At 63.8% G+C, this 18,766-nt stretch carries 17 protein-coding genes; 9 read left to right on the plus strand and 8 right to left on the minus strand.

Annotation, left to right across the window (positions count from 1 at the left end; translation table 11 throughout):
* The first annotated feature begins 29 nt into the window (after window positions 1-29).
* The 4 genes from HTY51_RS11710 to HTY51_RS11725 are packed head-to-tail and all read left to right on the plus strand — an operon-like array spanning window position 30 to window position 3,746.
* Window positions 30-1,268: an aromatic ring-hydroxylating dioxygenase subunit alpha gene (locus tag HTY51_RS11710; protein ID WP_174252897.1), complete on the plus strand. Its 1,239-nt coding sequence runs from the start codon at window positions 30-32 to the stop codon at window positions 1,266-1,268.
* Between the two features lie 11 nt (window positions 1,269-1,279).
* Entirely contained in the window at window positions 1,280-1,753 is a 474-nt protein-coding gene (locus HTY51_RS11715) for a nuclear transport factor 2 family protein (RefSeq protein ID WP_174252898.1), read from the plus strand.
* On the plus strand, window positions 1,750-2,706 hold the full coding sequence (locus HTY51_RS11720) for a PdxA family protein (protein ID WP_254606867.1): 957 nt from the start codon (window positions 1,750-1,752) through the stop codon (window positions 2,704-2,706). The genes HTY51_RS11715 and HTY51_RS11720 overlap by 4 nt, the downstream gene beginning before the upstream one ends.
* An 8-nt stretch (window positions 2,707-2,714) precedes the next feature.
* Entirely contained in the window at window positions 2,715-3,746 is a 1,032-nt protein-coding gene (locus HTY51_RS11725; protein WP_174252899.1) for a 2Fe-2S iron-sulfur cluster-binding protein, read from the plus strand.
* A gap of 58 nt (window positions 3,747-3,804) precedes the next feature.
* Here HTY51_RS11725 and HTY51_RS11730 read toward each other — a convergent pair whose 3' ends face one another.
* The 4 genes from HTY51_RS11730 to HTY51_RS11745 form a co-directional block, all read right to left on the minus strand.
* Window positions 3,805-4,698 carry a GTP-binding protein gene (locus HTY51_RS11730; RefSeq protein WP_174252900.1) on the minus strand — a complete coding sequence of 298 codons (894 nt, stop codon included), beginning with the start codon at window positions 4,696-4,698 and terminating at the stop codon, window positions 3,805-3,807.
* On the minus strand, window positions 4,695-5,486 hold the full coding sequence (locus tag HTY51_RS11735) for an IclR family transcriptional regulator (protein WP_174252901.1): 792 nt from the start codon (window positions 5,484-5,486) through the stop codon (window positions 4,695-4,697). The genes HTY51_RS11730 and HTY51_RS11735 overlap by 4 nt, the downstream gene beginning before the upstream one ends.
* Window positions 5,483-6,499, minus strand: coding sequence for a zinc-binding dehydrogenase (locus HTY51_RS11740; protein ID WP_254606868.1), 1,017 nt, complete (start codon window positions 6,497-6,499; stop codon window positions 5,483-5,485). Before HTY51_RS11740 ends, HTY51_RS11735 begins: the two co-directional genes overlap by 4 nt.
* Window positions 6,500-6,620: 121 nt before the next feature.
* Window positions 6,621-7,907 carry a Rieske 2Fe-2S domain-containing protein gene (locus tag HTY51_RS11745; protein ID WP_174252903.1) on the minus strand — a complete coding sequence of 429 codons (1,287 nt, stop codon included), beginning with the start codon at window positions 7,905-7,907 and terminating at the stop codon, window positions 6,621-6,623.
* Window positions 7,908-8,002: 95 nt separating this feature from the next.
* Between HTY51_RS11745 and HTY51_RS11750 the strand changes: the two genes are divergently transcribed.
* Genes HTY51_RS11750 through HTY51_RS11760 form a run of 3 tightly spaced genes read left to right on the plus strand, consistent with a single transcriptional unit; the run spans window position 8,003 to window position 10,988 of the window.
* Entirely contained in the window at window positions 8,003-8,980 is a 978-nt protein-coding gene (locus tag HTY51_RS11750) for a tripartite tricarboxylate transporter substrate binding protein (protein ID WP_174252904.1), read from the plus strand.
* 16 nt (window positions 8,981-8,996) lie between these two features.
* Window positions 8,997-9,986, plus strand: a complete 990-nt coding sequence (locus tag HTY51_RS11755) for a PhnD/SsuA/transferrin family substrate-binding protein (RefSeq protein ID WP_174252905.1) — start codon at window positions 8,997-8,999, stop codon at window positions 9,984-9,986.
* Window positions 9,987-10,028: 42 nt separating this feature from the next.
* Window positions 10,029-10,988, plus strand: a complete 960-nt coding sequence (locus HTY51_RS11760; protein ID WP_174252906.1) for a PDR/VanB family oxidoreductase — start codon at window positions 10,029-10,031, stop codon at window positions 10,986-10,988.
* A 567-nt stretch (window positions 10,989-11,555) separates the two neighbouring features.
* On the opposite strand, the gene HTY51_RS11765 is transcribed toward HTY51_RS11760, so the two are convergent.
* From HTY51_RS11765 to HTY51_RS11780, 4 genes are all read right to left on the minus strand, one after another.
* Window positions 11,556-13,124: a multicopper oxidase family protein gene (locus HTY51_RS11765; RefSeq protein ID WP_174252907.1), complete on the minus strand. Its 1,569-nt coding sequence runs from the start codon at window positions 13,122-13,124 to the stop codon at window positions 11,556-11,558.
* On the minus strand, window positions 13,125-13,799 hold the full coding sequence (locus HTY51_RS11770) for a Spy/CpxP family protein refolding chaperone (RefSeq protein WP_174252908.1): 675 nt from the start codon (window positions 13,797-13,799) through the stop codon (window positions 13,125-13,127).
* 83 nt (window positions 13,800-13,882) lie between these two features.
* Entirely contained in the window at window positions 13,883-14,137 is a 255-nt protein-coding gene (locus HTY51_RS11775) for an SHOCT domain-containing protein (protein ID WP_174252909.1), read from the minus strand.
* An 85-nt stretch (window positions 14,138-14,222) separates the two neighbouring features.
* Window positions 14,223-16,478, minus strand: a complete 2,256-nt coding sequence (locus tag HTY51_RS11780) for a heavy metal translocating P-type ATPase (RefSeq protein ID WP_254606869.1) — start codon at window positions 16,476-16,478, stop codon at window positions 14,223-14,225.
* Between the two features lie 381 nt (window positions 16,479-16,859).
* Here HTY51_RS11780 and HTY51_RS11785 point away from each other — a divergent pair, with 381 nt between their 5' ends.
* On the plus strand, window positions 16,860-17,231 hold the full coding sequence (locus HTY51_RS11785; RefSeq protein ID WP_174252911.1) for a hypothetical protein: 372 nt from the start codon (window positions 16,860-16,862) through the stop codon (window positions 17,229-17,231).
* Between the two features lie 506 nt (window positions 17,232-17,737).
* Complete coding sequence (locus HTY51_RS11790) at window positions 17,738-18,610, plus strand: hypothetical protein (protein ID WP_174252912.1); 873 nt, start codon at window positions 17,738-17,740, stop codon at window positions 18,608-18,610.
* Window positions 18,611-18,766: the final 156 nt, after the last annotated feature.

Genomic DNA, 18,766 nt, shown 5'->3' on the forward strand with positions numbered 1-18,766 from the left:
CGCAGATCCCCCAACGCAAGGTAACCATCATGAGCCAGATTCACCCCATCCAGTGGGTGCGGGGGCAGCACACCCGCGTGCCCTACGCTGTCTACCAAAACCAGGATGTTCTCGAACAGGAGCAGAAGCGTGTCTACGAAGGACCGGCCTGGAATTACCTTTGCCTGGAAGCCGAGCTTCCGGAGCCGGGTAGTTACCGCACGACCTTCGTCGGGCGGGCGCCCATCGTCGTGGCGCGCGACAACGATGGCGAGATCTACGCCTTCGAAAACCGCTGCAGCCACCGCGGCGCGCTGATCTGCCTGGAAAAGGCCGGCACGGCCAAAGACTTTCAGTGCGTCTACCATGCCTGGACCTACGATCTGCAGGGCTCGCTCAAGGGCGTGGCCTTTGAGGCCGGCCTCAATGGCGCCGGCGGCATGCCGGCCACCTTCTGCAAGGAAGACCATTCGCCGCGCAAGCTTCGCATCGCCACCTTCTGCGGCCTGGTGTTCGGCAGCTTCAGCGACGAGGTGGACGGCATCGAGGACTACCTCGGCCCCGAGATCTGCGCGCGTATCGAGCGGGTGCTGCACAAGCCCGTGGAGGTGATCGGGCGCTTCACGCAGGCGCTCCCCAACAACTGGAAGCTCTACTTCGAGAACGTCAAGGACAGCTACCATGCCAGCCTGCTGCACCTGTTCTTCACCACCTTCCGCCTCAACCGCCTGTCGCAACGCGGCGCGGTCATCGTGAGCGAGTCAGGCGGACACCACGTCAGCTATTCGATGGTGGATGCACCGCAGGCCGAGGCCGGCAAGCAGTACCAGGAACAGGGCCTGCGCTCCGACCAGGAAGGCTACAAGCTGGCCGACCCGACGCTGCTGGCGGGCTTCAAGGAATTCGAGGACGGCATCACGCTGCAGATCCTCTCGGTCTTTCCGGGCTTCGTGCTGCAGCAGATCCAGAACTGCCTGGCCATCCGCCAGGTACTGCCGCGCAGCGTGGAAAAGACGGATCTGAACTGGACCTACCTCGGTTACGCCGACGACACAAGCGAACAACGCAACGTACGCCTCAAGCAGGCCAACCTGATTGGCCCGGCCGGCTTCGTTTCCATGGAAGACGGCGCGGTCGGCGGCTTCGTGCAGCGCGGCATTGCAGCGGCTGGTGAAGATCAGGCCGTGATCGAAATGGGAGGCGACAGCACCTCGTCGAGCCCGTCACGGGTGACAGAAGCCTCGGTGCGGGGCTTCTGGAAACTCTACCGCCGCCTCATGGACATCTAGGAGCCAGATTGATGGACACCGCTACCCTACGCGAAAAGATCGCGGCTTTTCAGGCTGCCTACATCCGCTGCATCGACAACAATGAACTCGAGAGCTGGCCGGACTTCTTCCTGCCGCAATGCCAGTACACCGTCACCACCGCTGACAACCAGCGCGACGGTCTGGCCGCCGGCCTGATCTGGGCCAGCAACCGCGCCATGCTGCAGGACCGCATCTCCGCCCTGCGCCACGCCAACATCTACGAGCGGCACAGCTACCGGCACATCGTCGGCTTGCCCTTCGTCACGGACAGCCAGGCGAAGACGGCCAGTGCCGAAACTCCCTTCATGGTGGCGCGCATCATGCACGACGGAGAGACCAGTCTGTACTGCACGGGGGTCTACCACGACGTGTACGACACGGGCACCGATACGCTACGCCTGCAAAGCCGCATCGTGGTGTGCGACAGCAGCCGGATCGACACCTTGCTGGCCGTGCCGCTGTGAGCCGGAAGGTCGTCCGCATCGCGCTGCCTGTCGGCGATCCGAACGGTATCGGGCCGGAAATCGCCCTCAAGACCGTTGCCGCCTATGCCGGACGCGATGACGTGCAGATCACGTTGTTCGGACCCCAGGCGGTGCTCCAACGCACGGCGTCCCAGCTGGGACTCGGCCCCCTGCTGGACGCCTGCGCGGTCGTTCCGACTGAGGCGGGGGTCAGCAGCACCTTTGTGCCGGGGCAGGTCTGTGCCGAAGCCGGTGCCGCCATGATCGCTGCGGCCAGTGCTGCCATCGCGGCCGCACGGCGCGGCGAGTTCGACGCCGTGGTCGCCGCGCCGCACCACGAGACGGCCGTGCACCTGGCCGGCATTGCCTTTTCCGGTTACCCCTCACTGGTCGCACGCGTCTGTGGGCAGCCCGAAGACAGCGTATTCCTGCTGTTGGTCGGGGGTGGCCTGCACATCGTGCATGCCACCTTGCACGAGAGCGTGCAGCACGCTCTGGACCGACTCAGTCCCGAGCTGGTCGAGCAGGCCACGCGGGCTGGGGTGCGCGCCATGCAGCGCTTGGGCGTGGCAGCACCGCGCATTGGCCTGTTTGGCATCAATCCACATGCCGGTGAGAACGGCTTGTTCGGCGATGCGGACGAGCGCATCACCCGACCTGCCGCTGAGCGTCTGCGTGCGACCGGCCTGCAAGTGGACGGTCCCGTGGGTGCCGATGCCTTGCTGGCGGATCGTCGCCACGACCTCTATGTCGCCATGCTGCATGACCAGGGCCATATCCCGGTCAAGCTGCTGAGTCCCAAGCAGGCCAGCGCCCTGTCCATCGGCGCCGATGTGATCCTCTCCAGCGTGGGCCATGGCTGTGCCATGGATATCGCCGGACAAGGCATCGCCGACGCAAGGGCCATGATCCATACCGTCGCGCGGCTCGCCGCCGTGCCGGTACCTCTTTGAATATTTGAATGACGCATCAGATCAAGATCGACGGCAGCGAAATCGCCTTCTCCTGCGAGCACGGCGAAACCGTGCTCGACGCCGCCGTGCGTAACGGCATCGAACTGCCATACTCCTGCCGCAAGGGCGTGTGCGGCAACTGTCGCGGCGTGGTACTCGAAGGCCAGTTGGTGCCCGGCACCGCCGGCGGCAGTGCCGAGGCCGGCATCCACGCCGACAACGAGCACCTTTTCTGCCATGCCCAGGCCGCCAGCGACCTGTTGATCCGCCCGCGCAGTTGGCAGCGCGTCGACCCCCATGCCCGCAAGATATTGCCGGCCAAGATATTCCGCATCACACAGCCGGCCAGCGATGTGACCGTGCTGCAGCTGCGTTTTGCCGCCGGCCAGCGCGCCAAGTTCCAGGCCGGCCAGTACCTGCAGGTGATCCTGCCTGACGGCCAGCGCCGCTCCTTTTCCATGGCCAACGCCCCGCATGAAAGCGACGGCGTGCAGTTGCATATTCGTCACGTACCGGGTGGCCACTTCAGCATGGGTGTTCTGCCCGGCCTCAAGGCTGGCGACCTGCTGCAGCTCGAACTGCCGCACGGCGACTTCTGGCTGCGCGAGGATGGTGAACGACCGCTGATCATGGTAGCCGGGGGCACCGGTTTCGCCCCTATCAAGTCCATCATCGACCACATGGTGCGGCGCAAGATCAGCCGTCCGCTGGTGCTGTACTGGGGCTCGCGGCAAGTGGAGGGACTATACGCGTCGGAGGTGATAACCAAATGGCAGCAGATACTGCCGGGATTGCATTACGTGCCGGTGGTCAGCGATGCCCCCGCAGGTACGTGGCCCGGCCGCACCGGCTTGGTCCACGAGGCTCTGCTTGCCGACCATGTTGACCTGTCCAGCCACGATGTCTACGCCTGCGGAGCGCCGGCTATGGTGGCGGCGTTACGACGTGTCTGCGTTGAGCAGATTGGGCTTCCCGAGGACAGATTCTTTTGTGACGCGTTCGTTAGTCATGCTCCACGAAATGTCACGGAGAAGATCTGATTGAGAGTCAGCGAAGCCGAGTCCACGGAGCCGGCAGCAGCGCAGTCGAACAACCCGTCTATCTATTGCCCTTGATACAGGTGAGACCGAGCGGTGGCAAACTGCCAACATAGGGTGTGAGGGCGATGTCTGTGTCGCCTGAAGCCCACTGAACCGCATGGTGCTGACCATCTTCCAGTGCCACGACCCCTTTCAGCCTCAGTAACGCTCCATCGCACAATGCATCTACTTGGGCCTTCAAGGCCGGTGTTGACATGGGATTTGCGAGCGGAATAAAACTAGCTTCAGCATGGTGATGGTGCCCGTCCGCGCCACGCGGCGATGGCTTCGTAGAACCGGCCAGGCCGGAGACAAGCGCTTGGACCTGCGACCACGCTAGTGACGCTTGGGCCGACTCTGCGATGCCTGCGTGCGGATTCAATCGATTCAGTGCGTTAGCCAAGAATGCGCCGGATGCCCGATCGACTTTGGTGATGATCACCGCATCGGCCGCCTCGATCTGCGCGCGCGCTTCAGGCTGCGCCTCGATCAGGGCCAGACCGGCCGGCGCACTGGCGGTGGTCAGCACGCCGGCCAGCCGATAGCGCTCGCGCAAGAAGGGTACTGTTTCAAACGCAGCGATGATCGGCCGGGGATCAGCCAGGCCGGTTGTCTCGATCAGCACGGAAGAAAACGCCGGGCGTCGCCGGTGCAGGCGGTCCCACCAGAGTTCGGTGAGCGCCTCTTCCAGCCCGGGCAGGCCGGTGCAGCAGACGCAGCTGTTGGACAGCAGCATGGCGCTGTCCATGGCGCTGGCCAGCAGGCGGTCGTCAAAACCGATCTCGCCGATCTCGTTCACCACCAGCGCGGCATCGGCCAGCGCAGGATCGCGCAGCCAGCGTTTCAATAGCGTGGTCTTGCCGCTGCCCAGGTAGCCGGTCACGATCCAGACAGGGGTCCGGCGGCTGGTCATTTGTAGCCAGGCTGATGACCCAGGCGGGCAGAAATGGCGTGGCCGGCTTGCACCACCAGGGCGGAGAATTTGCGCAAGCCGGTCTTGCTGACCCGCTGCGCGGGCCCGGCCAGTCCCACGGCGGCCACCACCGCGCCACTGGCATCGAAGATCGGTGCTGCCACGCCGCGCATGCCGTCTTCAGACTCCTCGTCGTCGATGGCATAACCGCTTTCACGCACCTGCGCCAGGATTTTCGTGAGCTTGGCCTTGTCGGTCACCGTGTGCTCGGTGCGCGGCTGCAGTTTGGCCCGCATGATGTGGGCCACCACCAGTGGCGGGCTGTAGGCCAGCAGGGCCCGCCCTTCGCTGGTGCAATACGCCGGCATGCGTACACCGAGGTAGGAGCGGGTGCGGATGGCGTGGGGACTGTCGATGTTGCGCAGGTAGAGGATTTCGGCGTCGTGCAGCACCGCCAGGTGCACCGTCTCGCCGCTTTGGGTGCTCAGCGCGTGCAGGTGCGGCACCGCCTGCTCCGACACGTCCATGCGCCGGCGTACCTGGGCACCCAGAGAAAACAGCAGTAGTCCGAGCCGGTAGCGGCCATCGACCGGGTTCTGTTCCAGAAAACCTTCGGCCACCAGCGTGCTGGCCAGCCGGTGAGCCGTGCTCTTGGCCACGCCCAGGCGTTTGGCCAGGGCCGTGATGCCCAGCTCCGGCTCTTCCGGGGTGAAGGTCTTAAGCAGGCGCAGTGCGCCGCCGACAGACGAGAGGCGGCGCGACGGGCTGTCCGGGTCCGGGGTCGTCACCGTTGGGGCTCGATGGTCATGTGGATGGGACCTTCCACCCCTTGTCCGACCAGAGAGCGCAAGGCCAGGTCGGTTTCCTGCAGGCTGAAGGTGTGGGTGCTCATGGAGGTGACATTATGGCGATTGCCGCCGATGAGCTGCAGCGCCAGTTCCACCGACTCGTAGGAATGCCCGCGCATGCCCTTGACGGTCAGGAAGTTGGCGATGATGCGGTCGCTGTCGAAGGCCGGGATCTTCTGCCGCTTCTGTCCGCCCAAGATGACACGGCCGCGCTTGCGCGCCAGCTCGATCGCGCTGAGCACCGAGGCAGGCCCGCCGGCCGCGCAGTCGATCACCAGGTCGGCCATGCGCCCGCCGGTAAGGTCGGCCACGGTCTCCAGCAGGTCCTGCGCCTCGATGTCGATGGTGTGGTGCGCGCCCAGCTGCCGGGCCAGCACCATGCGCTGGCGGTCGGTCTCGCTGCCCAGGCCGGTGAGGATGATCTGCTCGGCCCCCGCCTCGCGCGCAGCCACCACGCAGGCCAGGCCTTGCTGGCCGGGCCCCTGGATCAGCACCGTCTGCCCCGGCCCGGCGCCGCCCTGCAGATAGGTCCACTCGATGCCATTGGACAGGGGCAGGGCCAGGGCCGCGTGGCGTGCCGAGACACCGGGCGGCACATGGTGGAACACCGTGTTGAAGTGCAGGTGCTGCTGCTGCGCAAAACCGCCCCACAGGCCGGGCGCCACCGACAGCCCGGTGGCGCCGTAGCGCAGCCCGCCCAAGCGCCAGTCGGTGGCATTGCACAGCCGGAACTCGCCCGAGCGGCAGTACTCGCAATGGCCGCAGGGCAGGTACTCCTCCAGCGCGACCAGATCGCCTTCTTTCACGTTCCAGTGCCGGGCCGCGAATGCGCCGATCTGCTCGACATGGCCCACGGTCTCATGGCCCAGGATCAGTGGGCCGCGCGCCTGAGGCAGGTTCTGGTAATAGCCCCAGTCGCTGCCGCAGACTCCCGTGCTGGCTACGCGCAGCACGCCGGATGCAGCATCCGGAGGCGGCACCTCAATGTCGCGGATCTCCGTAGTTCCAGGCGCAATTGCAACCGCCGCCTTCATCGAATGCCCTCGGTGACAGTCATCGGGTATGGCGTTGTACTCATACCGAGTCGTGCGGCTTGTTAGGCTCAGCCCGCAACGCATCTTTCGCCGCCTCATGGAAGGGCTGGCCTTCAGGCAGAACGATCGCCACGGAGCGCACCTTCTGGACCCGTGGTTCGGTGCCAGGCGGGGGCGTCCCGCGCTCGGCCAGCGCCGTCGCCGCGGCCATCAGACGACGGCGTGCTTGCACAATGCCGCGGTCCGTCCCGGTGAGATGCTCGCGGGTGCGGTTCTGGATTGGCCCCATGCTTTCCTGCAGGGAGGAGTCCTGCACGGCAATGCCTTCGATGCCGCTGTAGAGTTCGCCGGAGCGCTGCTTCTCGCGGTCCATCAGGTAATCGTTCGACTTGTTGGCCAGGGGAATGTAAGTGCCGGGCACGTACTTGCAATGGATGCCGTGGCCCTCCTGCATGGCCTGGCGCTCGGTCGTGCTGAGCGCGCGCGTGGGATGGTAGTCGAAGCTCCAGGCCCAGCAGTTCTCGTCGTCGATCGGCACCCAGAAATGACCATGCACCGGATGATCGCCGCGCGGCGGCACCATGGTGAAGCAGGGCATGATCCAGGGCGTGATGCGCCAGTACAGCTTGCCGGCCTCGGCCTTGCGGCGCGCCCCGATCAGCAGCCCGCCCTCGGCGTCGACCACTTCGAACTGCGGCCGCAGGTCCTGCATGTTGTAGTCATTGCCCTTGGCGCCCTTGAAGAGCGGGTCACGGCTCAGGCCGCCGCGATGCAGGAAGGAGACGTGGCTGGAATCGATGCCGCCTTCGAGCGCCTGCAGCCAGTTGCATTCCTGCAGCCGCTTGGACATGAAGCTCTGCTCGGCGGGCACGGTGGCAAATTCCCACTCGGGCGCCGGCGGCTGGTGCTCGGGCGGGCCCATGTAGATCCAGATCACGCCGCCGCGCTCGATCAGCGGATAGGACTTGAGCTTGACCTTGTCGCACAGGCGGCTGCCCTCCGGTTCCGAGGGCACGTCCACGCACTGGCCGTTGACGTCGAACTTCCAGCCGTGGTACGGGCAGCGCAGGCCGTTCTCCTCGTTGCGGCCGAACCAGAGCGAGACCCCGCGGTGCGCGCAGAACTCGTCCATCACGCCAAGCCGGCCCTGCGTATCGCGGATGGCGATCAGGCGTTCGCCCAGCAGCTGGACGCGCACCGGCGCGCAGTCGGGCGCGGGCAGCTCCTCGGACAGGAGCGCCGGCAGCCAGTAGCGACGGAAGAGCTCACCCATGGGCGTGCCCGCATCCGTCCGGGTTACGAGTTCGTTTTGTTCCTTGTTCAACATTCTGATCTCCTGTTCCGTATAGAAGAATGATTTTCCTTTTGGAGGAACAACGATACCATACCGTCAAACAATTCTGCAACCCACAGGAGACATCAGTGATCAGGAAACTTTTCCCCATCGTCGCGCTTATCGGGCTCTCAACCTTCGCTCTGGCTCAGGCCCAACCCAAAAACGGCGACTGGCCCAGCAAGCCAGTTCGCGTCGTCGTTCCCTACGCCCCGGGCGGCTCCGCGGATACGCTGGGGCGCATGATCGCTCAACAACTACAGTCATCTCTAAAGCAGACTTTTGTAGTCGAGAACAAGGGTGGCGGTGGCGGCACCATCGGCTCAGCTATGGTGGTCAAAGCCCAACCAGACGGCTATAGCCTGGTGGTATCGGGCATCGGCTCGCATGTCATTGCGCCGATCGGCATCAAGGCCTTCAATCCGATGAAAGATTTCACGCATATCGCACTGTTGGGCGGACCGCCTACTGTCTTGGTAGTTCATCCGTCGCTCCCAGTAAACACTCTCAACGAGCTGATTACCCATGCGCAAAGGATGAAGGAAGGCTTGAGCTGGGGCTCTCCTGGACAGGGCACACACGGCCACCTGATAGGCGAATTGTTCGCCAAGCAAACCAAGGTGCAGCAGACGCACATCAGTTACAGGGGTGCGGCCCCGGCCGTGACAGATCTGGTGAGCGGCCAGATTCCGGCGGCCTTCGTAACCTACTCTTCGGCCAATGCATTCATCGCGAGCGGAAAGCTCAAAGCCTTGGCGGTTACGGCCAGCAAGCGCCTGGCTGATATGCCCAACGTACCCACCTTCACCGAACTGGGTTACCCCGCCCTCACGGCCACGACATGGTTCGCCCTGTCCGGCCCGCCAGGCATGTCGCCAGCGCTGGTCAAAAAGATCAATGAAGAAGTGCGTCACAACTTGAAGACCGAGGCCGCACAGAAGCAGATGGGCTTTGAAGGCATGGAGACGCAAGACTGGGACGCCGACACCTTCACGCGCTTCGTCGACAGTGAGATCCAGCGCTGGACGCCGTTGGTGCAGTCGATCGAAAGACCGAAAAGCCCCTGAACGGGATCTCGCAACCATGACCAAACTACAACTTTCCGTCGCCATGGGCGACTACGACCGCACCCGCGCGCTCTATGACGGCCGGGTCCAGATCGACGGCGTCGACCCGGTCTACATGCTGCTCAACCCGGAGGAGATGTTTTTCCGGGCCATGCGCAGCCGCGACTTCGACATCGCCGAACTGTCCTTCTCCAGCTACCTGGTCAAGCACTCGCAGGGGGATTGTCCCTACATCGCGGTACCGGTGTTCCTGTCGCGCGCGTTTCGCCACACCTCGATCTATGTGCGCAAGGACCGCATCAAGCACCCGGCCGACCTCAAGGGCCGGCGCGTGGGCCTGCCCGAATACCAGCTCACGGCCAATGTCTGGGCCCGTGCCATCCTGCAGGATGACTATGGCGTGCGGCCCGAGGACATCACCTGGGTGCGCGGCGGCATCGACACGCCGGGACGGCCGGAGAAGATAACGCTGCAATTGCCGCCGGGCGTGAAGGTGGAAGCCGCGCCCGAAGGCAGCACCATCTCGGAACTGCTGGACCGTGGCGAGATCGACGGTTTCATCGGGCCGCGCCCGCCCAACCGCGTGGCCCTGCGCAACCCGAACATCGGCTGGCTGTTCGACGACCCCACGGCCGAGGCCAAGGACTACTACCGCCGCACCGGGGTGTTTCCCATCATGCATGTGGTGGGCATCCGCAAGGAACTGGCGCAGGCCCATCCCTGGCTGCCCGCGGCGGTCGTGAAAGCTTTCACGGCGTCCAAGGCGGAGGCGCTGGAGCTGCTGTCCGACACTTCGGCCACCAAGGTGACCCTGCCCTTCGTGGAAGAGCAGCTGAAGGCGGCACGCGAATCTTTGGGCGAGGACTATTGGTCCTACGGCGTGCAGGCGGCGCGCAAGACGCTGGAGACCTTTGTCCGACACCACCACGCCCAAGGCCTGTCGAAGCGGCTCATGGCGGTGGAGGAACTGTTCCACCCCGCCACCTACGAGACCTACTCAATCTAATTTCGCCTCACATTCCGACTCAAACGAGCAACGTCGAATCGTATGCATCTTGACAAAATTCCCGTACAGATCAATCAAATCCGGCTGGAAAGCCCAGACACAGCTTCCTTTGACCTGGTCCCGCTTGACACCGATTTCTTGCCTCCGTATGGCGCAGGTGCACATGTCGACATCGAAATTCCTGGGGGACTGCAACGATCCTATTCACTACTGCTTGCCTCGTCTAGACCGCACTACTACCGGATTGCCATCAAGCGCGAAAATGACAGCCGCGGCGGCTCTGCCTGGTTCCACGACACAGCGCGTGTCGGCGCCCGGATTCAAATCTCGCCGCCCGTCAACGACTTTGCCCTGATCGAGAATGCTCAGCATAGCGTGTTCATTGCCGGAGGGATCGGCATCACCCCGTTCTTGTCTATGGCAGAACGCCTGAACGAACTCGGGCGCACATGGGACCTGCACTATTCCGCGCGCCGCCAGACGCATATGCCATTCCTGGAAAGCTTGGACAGACTTGCAAGCAAAGGATTCGGAACAGTTCTGAAGCATGTGACTGGCGACACAGGCAGGCGGATGGACTTGGAGAGCGTCATCCAGTCCACCCCGGCAGGGGCACACCTCTACTGTTGCGGCCCCAGCGGGCTGATCGATGCCTTCATTGTCAACACTCAACGCCGTCTTTCCAACTGCGTTCACTACGAGCGATTCAACTCAAGTCAGGAGGCAGCCGTTGATGGAGGGTTTGATGTGCAATTGATACGAACCGGTCGGACACTGCCTGTCCCGCAAGGCAAATCCATCCTTGACGTCTTATTGGATGCCGGAATCAATGCCCCCTTCGCCTGCACGCAGGGAATCTGTGGAACATGTAAGGTCAAAGTTGTGAGCGGCACTCCAGACCACCGAGATGACTGCCTGACGGATGAAGAGCGTGCGGCAGGAGATGTCATCATTACTTGCTGCTCGGGCTCGTCTTCGCGTGTCCTATCCCTTGATCTCTAGGTGTTGATGCCGACGCCAGTACGGCTAAGGGACCGAGGATCATTAATTGGGCGTGGCTGGATCGGAAAGTTGAAGCCCGTCGCTGAAGCGAACGCCTCGATCCACGACGTCTGGTTCTGATCGGTGGTCAGCACTTGGCCGTTGGCGTCGAAAAGGGCTCAGGTGGCTGACTCATCTAAGCCTCACACGTTGAGCAGTTGCTTCCGTGGCCGGAGAGTGTCCCCTTCGGGACGGCAGCACCAGTTCGTGGACCGCGATAGCGGCCACCCGCTGGTCCAAGTAGGGCCGTCATGACCATCTGCGGCAAAAAGTGCCTTGAACGGCCGCTTCGCGCTCTGAAGCGGCCGGCCATTCTGCGAGCTGCTCAATGACTGGTACCAGCGACAGCAGTCATTGGCGCCCCGAAACCAAACGACGGCAGCCAGCCTCAAGCAGGCGTTCGTCCGCCGCCGGCCGGTTGGCAGCGATAGCAGTCGACCGGGACCATTCAGCGCCAATGCTGTTGATTCATCACCCAAACTGAGCCACTGTGTGTCCCTGGAAGCGTAAGCGTGCCGCTTTGGCCGCTTATGCCCGGATGAGGAAGTTGCGCATCATGCCCATGTCCTCGTGCTCGAGGTTGTGGCAGTGATAGAGAAACAGGCCTGGATGATCGGCAAAGCGCAGCAGCAGACGCACACGTTCGCCGGGCATGAGCAGCACGGTGTCTTTCCAGCCTTCGTCCACCAGGCCGGCGCTCAGGCTGCGCCAGGCCGATGTCGCCTGCGGATGCACACGCCGGTCCATGACGCGAAACTGCACGCCATGGATGTGCAAGGGGTGCGGCAAGCTGCCCATCATGCCCATGCCGGCTTCGTTGACGAACTGCCACACCTCGGTGCTGCCCAGGCGCACGACTTCATCGTCCGCCACGCGCTCCATCTCGAAGACACGGCCGTTGAGGCCCCAGACCATGCCGCCGGCGGTGACGTGGAAGGTGCGCGGATTGTTGAGATTGCCCGCCTGCTCCGGCTGCAGTGGCGCGATGCGCGCCAGCCGCGCAGGCAATTTGCCGGCCACGGCAGCCCCCGGCCCCATGTGCAGCCTGAGCACGGAAAACGCTGCGCCCTGATCCAGCGCGCCTGCGCCGCCGCCCATGCGCCCCATGCCGCCCATCATGGAGCCGCCTTGTGCGGCAAAGGCCAGACTTTGCAGGCGCAACTCGTCTCCGGCAGCACGTACCGAGAAATCGACCCACAGTTCCACGCGCTCGGCCGGCGCCAGCGTGACATAGGGGCGCGTCACGGGTTCGGCCAGCAGGCCGCCGTCGGTGCCGATCACGGTCATGGGCGTGCCGTCGTTCCAGGCCAGTTTGTAGATGCGCGAATTGGAGCCGTTCAGCAAGCGCAGCCGGTAGGCTCGCCGCTCGACATCCAGTGCGGCATCGGGCCGGCCATTGACCAGAATCTGCCCGCCCAGAAAGCCGGCCATGCGCGCCATCATGCCGCCCATGCCGCCACCGCCGCTGACGTAGTGCAGCTGGTTGTCGGTGCCGAAGCTGCGGTCCTGAATGACCAGCGCGAGATCGTGCTCGCCGCCGGGCAGGTCCAGGGCGCGCTCTTCCTCGTCGCTGACGATCAGCAGACCCGCCAGCCCGCCGTACACCTGGGTGCCCGTCAGGCCATGCGGATGCGGGTGGAACCAGTAGGTGCCGGCGCGGTTGGTGATCTCGAACTCGTAGACAATCTGCCCGCCCGGCGGCACCGCGAAACGCGGGTGGCCGTCCATGGACTCGGGCACCAGCATGCCGTGCCAGTGCACCACACTGGGCTGGGGCAGCTGGTTGATGAAATGGATGCGCACCCGCATGCCGCGGCGCACCCGGATGATGGGGCCCAGGTAGCTGTCGGTCAGTGTGGTGACCGCGCTGGCATCGCCCTTGATCACCTTGGCGTGGTAGCGCCAGACCCGCGTGGCCGGCCCACGGAAAATGCCTACCTGATCGGGCGCGGCGCGCAACGCCAGCTCAAGATCGGGGACGAAGTTGGCGCTGCTGCCTTGCGCTGCATGTGCCAGCGCAGGCACGGCACCCAGCAGGGCCGCGGCGCCCGCGCTGCCCAGAAACTGCCGGCGGCCCGGGGCGTGGAAGGCATGCATCTATGGTGCTCCCATCCAGCCCAGACCGCGCTGGGCGCGCGCCAGTTCCCTGCGCTGGCTGTCTGTCAGAAGTGCATCGGTCTTCTGCTGCAGGTCGATGGCGGCCAAGATGTGCTGGCGCTGGACATCGTGCAAGGCAAGGGCCGCCGCGCGGATGGCGGGCCAATCACGTTTTTCTGCAGCGTACAGACGGCTCAGGCTGGCCTGGGACGCCCAGACCTGCTGCATGAGCGCGCGCTGGCGGTTCTGCGGCTCGCCGTGCAGTTGTACCAACTTCTGCTCCTGCTCGGGCGTGAGGTCGGGCAAGGCCCAGGGCATCGTGCCGTAGAAGCCCCCCGGCATGCCCATGCCATAGCCCATGCCGGGCGCACCGTAGGCGCCACCCATCATGCCCCAGCCCGGGCCGTAGCCATCACGCCCCATCATGTCCGGCCCCATGCCGCGCCAGGCCGGGCCGACATCGCCCCGGTAGCCCTCGCCGCGGTAGCCGCGCTCACCCCGATACCCCTCACCCCAGTTGCCCATGTGACCCCAGCCGCCCATGTGTCCCCAGCCGGGTCCCGCACCACCGTCGTAGTAACCCATGCCGCCGCGTCCGTGCCCGAAGGCCAGAAAACCGGTGACCACCACCAGGACCACCCACGCGGCGATCCAATACCAATGTCTGCGATTCATGATTGACTCCTTTGAGCTGTGTGCGCCACGCCGGCACGGCACAGGGGCCGCGTGAGCTGGCAAGTGCCTGCTGCCTGGTCTGTCTACTGCGTCAGTTCGCGTTTGATCTTGAGGTACTCGGCCTCGTCGATCTCGCCGCGCGCGTAGCGTTCCTTGAGGATGTCCATGGCCGAGCGTGAACCGCCGACGCTGTGACCGTGGCCCGGGCTGCCCGGGGGCTGGCCCAGCCATCGCACTACGGCGATGACGCCCACGATGATGATGACCCACCACAGGATCATGAAGATCCCGCCGAAACCGAAACCGAAGCCGAAAGGCATGCCGTATCCGTCCATCATGTGCGTTCTCCTTGTTGTTGAACTGTGTACGAGTCATGCGAAACGGGCGAGTTCCGTGGCGCGCCGAGTTCGCGCGCCTGGTGACTCAAAGCTTGATCTGCCTCAAACGCAGCGCATTGCCGATCACCGACACGGAACTGAAGCTCATGGCCAGCGCCGCAATCAGCGGCGACAGCAGCCAGCCCGTGAGCGGGTACAGCACCCCTGCTGCCACCGGGATGCCCATGGCGTTGTACAGCAGCGCGAACAACAGGTTCTGCTTCATGTTGGCCACCGTGTCTTGCGAGAGCTTGCGCGCGACAACCATGCCGCGCAGATCACCCTTGACCAGGGTCACCTGCGCGCTGTTCATCGCCACGTCGGTTCCGGTACCCATGGCCACGCCCACATCGGCGCGGGCCAGCGCGGGCGCATCGTTGATGCCGTCACCCGCCATGGCGACGATGCAGCCTTCCTTCTGCAAACGCTCGACCAGCAGTAGCTTGTCCGCGGGTTTGACTTCTCCGTGCACCTCGTCGATACCCAGCCGCGCACCCACCGCCCTGGCGGTGGTGTGTCCGTCGCCCGTGGCCATGACGATGCGCAAGCCGGCGGCCTTGAGGGTGGCCAGCGCCTCAGGGGTGCTCGCCTTGACCGGGTCGGACACGGCCAGCAGGCCTGCCAACTGGCCATCAACGGCCAGGTGCATCACGCTGGCCCCTTCGGCGCGCAAGGCCTCGGCCTGATCCAGCAAGGACGTGACGGACACGCCGATTTGCTGCATCAGGCGGGTGTTGCCCAAGGCGAGCTGTCGCCCGCCGACCTGGCCGCGCACGCCGATGCCCGAGCCTGACTCGAAATTCTCCGGCTTGTCCAGCGCCAGGCCCTGCTCGCGTGCGGCGCGCACAATGGCATCGGCCAGCGGGTGCTCGCTGCCCTGGTCCAGACTGGCGGCGAGGCGCAGCACTTCCGTGGCGTCAAAGCCGGTGGCGGGCACCGCCCGGTCGAACGCCGGGCGGCCTTCGGTCAGGGTGCCGGTCTTGTCGATGATGAGCGTGTCGACCTTGCGGAAGTTCTCGATGGCTGCGGCGTCGCGAAACAGAACGCCCTGCGTGGCACCGCGCCCGGTGGCCACCATGATCGACATGGGCGTGGCCAGCCCGAGTGCGCAAGGGCAGGCGATGATCAGCACCGCCACCGCGTTGATCAGGCCATAGACCCAGCGCGGTTCGGGGCCGAACAGGCCCCAGGCAAAGAAGGTCAGCACGGCAATGGCCACGACGGACACCACGAAGTAGCCCGCCACCACGTCGGCCATGCGCTGCATGGGCGCGCGCGAGCGCTGGGCCTGCGCCACCATCTGCACGATCTGCGACAGCACCGTGGCCGCGCCAACGCGCTCGGAGCGCATGACCAGCGAGCCCGAGGTGTTCAGCGTGGCGCCGATCACCTTATCGCCCACGCGCTTGGTCACGGGCATGGGCTCGCCGGTGAGCATGGACTCGTCCACCGAACTGCTGCCCTCGACCACCTCGCCGTCCACCGGCACCTTCTCGCCGGGACGAATGCGCAAGCTGTCGCCCACGTGCACGTGACTCAGGGGCACGTCTTCCTCGCTGCCGTCGTCCTTGATGCGGCGCGCCGTCTTGGGCGCCAGGCCGAGCAGCGACTTGATGGCGGCCGAGGTTTGTGACCGCGCCTTGAGTTCGAGCATCTGGCCCAGCAGCGTGAGCGAGATGATGACGGCCGCGGCCTCGAAGTAGACAGCCACCCGCCCCATGGAGACAAAGGAATCCGGAAACACCTGGGGTGCCGCCGTGGCCACCACGCTGTACACAAAGGCGGCGCCGGTTCCCAGGCCGATCAGCGTCCACATATTGGGGTTGCGCGTGACGACCGATTGCCAGCCCCGCACGAAGAAGGGCATGCCGGCCCACAAGGCAATCGGCAGGGACAGCACCAGCTCCACCCAGCTTTGCGTGCCCATGTCCATCCACCGCAGGCGGTGGCCGAACATGGCCAGCACGAAAACCGCCGCCGTCAGGGGCAGGGTCCACCAGAAGCGACGCGAGAAGTCTTTCAGCTCGGGGTTCTCGTCATCGTCCAGGTTGGGCAGTACGGGCTCCAGCGCCATGCCGCACTTGGGGCAGTGGCCCGGGTGATTCTGGCGCACCTCGGGGTGCATGGGGCAGGTGTAGATGGTGCCTGCGGCTGGGGCGTCTGTCGCGGCCGCGCTGGATTGCGCCGGTGCCAGATACTTTTGCGGGTCGGCCGAGAACTTGCCTTCGCACTTCGCGCTGCAAAAGTAATAGGGCCGACCCTCGTGTACCAGCTTGTATTTCGCCTGCTCGGTGACCGTCATCCCGCATACGGGGTCTTTCAGGGAGTCAGGTGAAATCGCGGCGACATGCCGGGCGTGAGGGGTGTGATCGCCAGCTGAATGGTGGGTGGTGTTGGCCATACGGTGACTCCCTTCCCGTTAGATCTGGATGGGTATCGCGCCTCATCATTTCGCCCACTCGATGAGGCGACAGGGGCGCGGCCGGTCATGCTGCACGAACCATTGGACGCCAGATTCAGACCATTCGCAACAGCAACTGTGATGAATCATGCATCGGGCGCGGGTTGGCGCTCGTAAAAAGGCCTGCTCCAGCGCATCGAGCACGAAGCATTGACGAATGCGGCCAGGCTGATGTCCACTCGGGTATCTTGGCCGAAACGGTCAGAATCAGGAGCGCCTGCCATGACACAAACTGCCACCGTCTCCATCAACGGCCGGGACGTTCTGGTCGAATGGAGCCCTGCTGCGGCGAAGGCACTGGCCGCGCGGAACACACCGCTCATCGTCGAGCTTGAACTGTATTTTTCCTGCCTGGTGAAGAAGTTCGTGCACTTCCATGACGATGCGCCGGGCCGCAGCACCGTGGCGGTTGGCAGCAAGCTGCGGCTCTACTTTCGCCCCGTCACGTCGACGGCTTGCCATATGGAGCAGGCTGAAGCCCTGGGTCGGCAGCCTGAAGTCGAACTGGACACCGATGCAGTACGCAAGATGGCGCCGAAGAAGGTCAGCATCGACCACGTGAAAGGCGCATGGCGGGGCAGCTACAGCCTTTGAAGACTGCCGAATGACTGCTTTTGTGAGGGGGTTGCTTCCGCTATGGGCCGGGAACATCTGCCTTGAACAGCGGCTTCACGCTCTGCAGCAGTCATCAGGGCTCCGACACCGAGTGACTGCAGACAGCCTTGAACGGACATCGGCCACGATTGAGTGAACTACCGCCCCTGGCCGCCAGCGTGAGTACCAGGCGTCGCCAGGGAGCTGATCTTCAGCGCGGCGGCCCTGCCGGCCAGAGTCTGCTTGCGACATACCCCGGGGAGACCCGGTCCCGGCCAAAAGCGGTCACTGAGTGATCCTTTTTGGGGGATAGACGTTCCGTGGCGCTCGTAGCGGCAGCCGGCCGTTACATTGCGGGGTTTCACGGTTTGTTATGAGCGCGGCTCTGCGCTATATTCGTGAGAATTCTTCAGACAAAACAAGCACTTAGCTTGCAGCAAGGGAGGCGCCAGGATGAACGTCCGTCCATGTAATTCCGCACTTTTTTGCGGTCCATATCACGTTAGATGACAGACGCCGCCCCATCCGTCGCCTCACCATTGCTAGCTCTCGCCGAGCAAGTAGGGAAAGCCGTGGCCGTAATTGCTTCGCTGCTTCTTGTCGTCTCGGTCTTCTTCGACTACAGCTTCTTGCTTGCCATCGGCCTTTCCTTTGACGAGATTCCAAGCTCATTGTCTGAGCATGTCAGAAGCGCAATCCTGTGGGCGCCAAAAGTGCTTCTGACGGCCCTTGCATTTTTCATGTACGGGTTATTCCTTCGGAGGGTGGAAGGCGGAAAGTCCGAAGAAGAACTTATTGCGAGTTCGCCAACGCCCCGGTTTACACGGGCATTCCGAAAGTTCGGAGACTTGGTTGTCCCCGTTGTCGGCTCACTTGCAGCCTTGGTTGGACCATTCCTATCCAACGACCTACAGTGGGCCTACCTGCTCTTTATCCTGCTGTGGGGGTTTCTTGCGTTATCGGTAATCAATCACCCTCGCTTGGGAGCTTCGCTTTTGGGCCTACGCGCTCGACTGTTCGTCATGATCCCAATACTGCTTTCTATGGCTGGACTTCACGGCTATCAATCTGGTACTCGTATGCTCACAACGGCAACGCCGAAATGGGAGATGGTTCTCCGTGATGGATCAACGACGACGAAACAGACTCTATTGGGCATTCGTCGATTTGGTGGCTTCGCAATCGTTGTCGACCAAGCAAGGCTCGTCAGTGTCATTCCAAACGACGCCATAGTCTCTGTTAAGAATCTTGTGTCTCCGGTGCAGAGCGAACTAAATGCCTGCCGCTGGTTTGGCGTTTTATGCCAGTCTGCACAGAATCTGTCATCTAACCCTGCGGTCCAGGGGACGCTGCGCGATAAAGCCGCGCAGCGCCCCTGACCTCCACGTTGAGAGTCCGCTTTCGCTGTCGACGACGGTCCGCTATGGGTCGAAATCGCCAGTTAATGGACCGCGATAGCGGTAGATCGTTGGTCCAAGTCGGGCAGTCTTGGCCATCTTTGGCGGCCGATCCCTTGAACGTCCGCTTCGCGTTGT

It is taken from the genome of Rhodoferax sp. BAB1 (assembly GCF_013334205.1).
Taxonomy (GTDB): domain Bacteria; phylum Pseudomonadota; class Gammaproteobacteria; order Burkholderiales; family Burkholderiaceae_C; genus Hylemonella.

Coding starts and splice junctions, on each gene's coding strand:
- HTY51_RS11710 (WP_174252897.1), top strand. CDS start 30: ATGAGCCAGATTCACCCCATCCAGTGGGTGCGGGGGCAGCACACCCGC.
- HTY51_RS11715 (WP_174252898.1), top strand. CDS start 1,280: ATGGACACCGCTACCCTACGCGAAAAGATCGCGGCTTTTCAGGCTGCC.
- HTY51_RS11725 (WP_174252899.1), top strand. CDS start 2,715: ATGACGCATCAGATCAAGATCGACGGCAGCGAAATCGCCTTCTCCTGC.
- HTY51_RS11730 (WP_174252900.1), bottom strand. CDS start 4,698: ATGACCAGCCGCCGGACCCCTGTCTGGATCGTGACCGGCTACCTGGGC.
- HTY51_RS11745 (WP_174252903.1), bottom strand. CDS start 7,907: ATGTTGAACAAGGAACAAAACGAACTCGTAACCCGGACGGATGCGGGC.
- HTY51_RS11755 (WP_174252905.1), top strand. CDS start 8,997: ATGACCAAACTACAACTTTCCGTCGCCATGGGCGACTACGACCGCACC.
- HTY51_RS11760 (WP_174252906.1), top strand. CDS start 10,029: ATGCATCTTGACAAAATTCCCGTACAGATCAATCAAATCCGGCTGGAA.
- HTY51_RS11765 (WP_174252907.1), bottom strand. CDS start 13,124: ATGCATGCCTTCCACGCCCCGGGCCGCCGGCAGTTTCTGGGCAGCGCG.
- HTY51_RS11770 (WP_174252908.1), bottom strand. CDS start 13,799: ATGAATCGCAGACATTGGTATTGGATCGCCGCGTGGGTGGTCCTGGTG.
- HTY51_RS11775 (WP_174252909.1), bottom strand. CDS start 14,137: ATGATGGACGGATACGGCATGCCTTTCGGCTTCGGTTTCGGTTTCGGC.
- HTY51_RS11780 (WP_254606869.1), bottom strand. CDS start 16,478: ATGACGGTCACCGAGCAGGCGAAATACAAGCTGGTACACGAGGGTCGG.
- HTY51_RS11785 (WP_174252911.1), top strand. CDS start 16,860: ATGACACAAACTGCCACCGTCTCCATCAACGGCCGGGACGTTCTGGTC.
- HTY51_RS11790 (WP_174252912.1), top strand. CDS start 17,738: ATGACAGACGCCGCCCCATCCGTCGCCTCACCATTGCTAGCTCTCGCC.